Consider the following 2,786-nt stretch of genomic DNA (forward strand, 5'->3'; position numbering starts at 1 on the left):
CCGGGTCGCGCGGTGGGGGCGGGACCCGGCGCGGGCGGGGCGTTTCCGGTGAGCGGGACGGCGACGTTGCCCCACCGTGCGCGCCGGAGCACCGTGTGCCGCCATGAGCGAATCCCGAGCGGTGGCCGCCATCGTCGGCCCGGGACACATCGGAACGGACCTGCTGGCCAAACTGCGCCGCAGCGAGCGGATCGACGTGCGGTACATGGTGGGTGTGGACCCGAGTTCGGACGGGCTCGCGCGGGCGGCCGAACTCGGGGTCACCGCCTCCGCCGAGGGCCTCGACTGGCTGCTCGACCGGGACGAACGGCCGGACCTGGTGTTCGAGGCGACCTCGGCGAAGGCCCACCTGGCCGCCGCGCCGCGCTACGCCGAGGCCGGCATCCCCGCCGTAGACCTCACCCCCGCGGCGGTGGGGCCGTTCACCTGCCCGGTGGTGAACCTGCCCGCCCGGGTCGACGCGCCGAACCTCAACATGATCACCTGCGGCGGGCAGGCGACCATCCCGATGGTGCACGCCGTCTCCCGCGTCACCCCCGTCTCCTACGCCGAGATCGTCGCGTCGGTGTCGTCCCGGTCGGCGGGGCCGGGCACCCGCGCCAACATCGACGAGTTCACCGAGACCACCGCCCGCGGCCTGGAGGAGGTCGGCGGTGCCGAGCGGGGCAAGGCGATCATCATCATCAACCCGATGGAACCACCGATGATCATGCGGGACACGGTGTTCTGCGCGATCGACCCGGACGCCGACCGGGACGCGGTGACCGAGTCGATCCACCGGATGGTGGCCGAGGTGCAGACCTACGTGCCGGGCTACCGGCTCACCGCCGACCCGCAGTTCGACGAGCCCCGCCCGGACTGGGGCGGCAAGGCCCGGGTGGCCGCGTTCCTGGAGGTGGCGGGCAACGGCGACCACCTGCCCACCTACGCGGGCAACCTGGACATCATGACCGCCGCCGCGTCGAGGGTGGGCGAACTGCTGGCCGGACGGATCATCGAGGACAAGGCGGTGCGGGCATGAGCACGACGGGCGCGACCGGCACCGCCGGCACGGGGGACGGCACCGGTGCCGACCGGGTGCGGCTGGTCGACACCACCCTGCGGGACGGCAGCCACGCGATGGCCCACCAGTTCACCGAGGCCCAGGTGCGGGACACCGTGCGCGCGCTGGACTCGGCGGGGATCTCGCTGATCGAGGTCACCCACGGCGACGGGCTCGGCGGCTCCACGTTCAACTACGGCTTCTCCCGGGTGGACGAACGGACCCTGATCGCCGCCGCGGTCGACCAGGCACGGCAGGCCCGCATCGCGGTGCTACTGCTGCCGGGGCTGGGCACGGTCACCGACCTGAAGGCCGCCGCCGACCTCGGCGCGGGCGCGGTGCGTATCGCCACCCACTGCACCGAGGCCGACGTCTCGATCCAGCACTTCGGCGAGGCCCGCGCGCTGGGCCTGGAGACGGTCGGCTTCCTGATGCTGGCGCACATGTCCACGCCGGAGGAGCTGGCGAAGCAGGCGCGGATCATGGTGGACGCGGGGTGCCAGTGCGTCTACGTGGTCGACTCGGCGGGCGCGCTGATCCTGGAGGACGCCTCCGACCGGGTCGCCGCCCTGGTGGCCGAGGTCGGCCACGAGGCGCAGGTCGGCTACCACGGGCACCAGAACCTGAGCTTCGGTGTGGCCAACTCGGTGCTGGCCCACCGTGCCGGCGCCCGGCAGATCGACGGGTCGCTGGTGGCGCTCGGGGCCGGCGCGGGCAACTCGCCCACCGAGGTGCTCGCGGCCACCTTCGACCGGCTCGGCGTACACACCGGGGCGGACAAGGACGTGCTCATGGACGCCGCGGAGAACGTGGTCAAGCCCTACATCACCCGGCTTCCGGTGCTGGACCGCTCGTCCCTCGTGCAGGGCTACGCCGGGGTGTACTCCAGCTTTCTGCTGCACGCCGAACGCGCCGCCGAGCGCTACGGCGTGCCCGCCCACGAGATCCTCTACGAGGTCGGCCGCCGCCGCTACGTCGGCGGCCAGGAAGACATGATCATCGACATCGCCCTCCAGCTCTCCTCATGACCCACCCACCCCGGCGAGTCGACGCCCGGTGCCCGCGAGTCGACGCGGGAGACCCGCGAGTCGGCACCAGGTTGCGTGGCGGACGTCGTCCCGACCCGCCGGGTCACGTACCCCCGACGTCGGCTCGCGGTCCCGGAACGTCGGCTCGCGGACCTGGAGTGTCGACTCGCCGGTCTGGGGTGGCGACTCGCGGGGTGGGGGAGGGGTCAGGCGTGCAGGGCGTCGGCGCCGAGGACGAGGCGGACGCAGTGGGCCGTGAGGTGCTCGCGGGAGACGTCGAGCTGGCCGGTGAGGTAGGCGGTGAACAGGTTCGCCAGGCCGCCGACCAGGGTCAGGGCGGTCATGGTGCGGTCCTGTTCGGCCACCCGGTCGGAGAGCTGTTCGCGCACCAGTTCGGTGAACACCGGCAGCCGCTGCCCGCCGACGCGGCTCAGCGCCGGGTCGGCGAACGGGGCGAGCAGCAGCACCCGGCCCACCCGTGGGTCGTCCAGGATCAGGGTGACGAACGCCGAGACCGCCGACCACGCCCGGTCGTGCGGTGCCGTTCCCGCCGGGCGCACCGCGTCCGCGAGCGTGCGGTGCGCCTGCTCGGCCACCCGGTCGTAGACGGCCACCACCAACGCGTCGCGGTCGGCGAAGTTCTCGTAGAAGTAGCGCTCGGTGAGCCGGGCGCGCCGGCACACCGCCCGGACGCTCACGGTGCCGCCGCCCGTGGC

3 protein-coding genes are annotated in these 2,786 nt (G+C 73.4%); 2 read left to right on the top strand and 1 reads right to left on the bottom strand.

The genetic code is table 11. The annotated features are described in order from the left end of the window. The first annotated feature begins 103 nt into the window (after window positions 1-103). A complete protein-coding gene (locus tag SACHA_RS0104245; RefSeq protein ID WP_028662874.1) occupies window positions 104-1,021 on the top strand; it encodes an acetaldehyde dehydrogenase (acetylating) in 918 nt (305 codons plus the stop codon). Beyond that, window positions 1,018-2,070 carry a 4-hydroxy-2-oxovalerate aldolase gene (gene dmpG, locus SACHA_RS0104250; RefSeq protein ID WP_019807470.1) on the top strand — a complete coding sequence of 351 codons (1,053 nt, stop codon included), beginning with the start codon at window positions 1,018-1,020 and terminating at the stop codon, window positions 2,068-2,070. Before SACHA_RS0104245 ends, dmpG begins: the two co-directional genes overlap by 4 nt. 206 nt (window positions 2,071-2,276) lie before the next feature. Here dmpG and SACHA_RS0104255 read toward each other — a convergent pair. Beyond that, window positions 2,277-2,786, bottom strand: a 510-nt coding sequence (locus tag SACHA_RS0104255) for a TetR/AcrR family transcriptional regulator (protein ID WP_019807471.1), incomplete at its 5' end; no start/stop codon positions are given.

Origin of the sequence: Saccharomonospora halophila 8, from assembly GCF_000383775.1 — a bacterium.
GTDB classification, from domain to species: Bacteria; Actinomycetota; Actinomycetes; order Mycobacteriales; family Pseudonocardiaceae; genus Saccharomonospora; species Saccharomonospora halophila.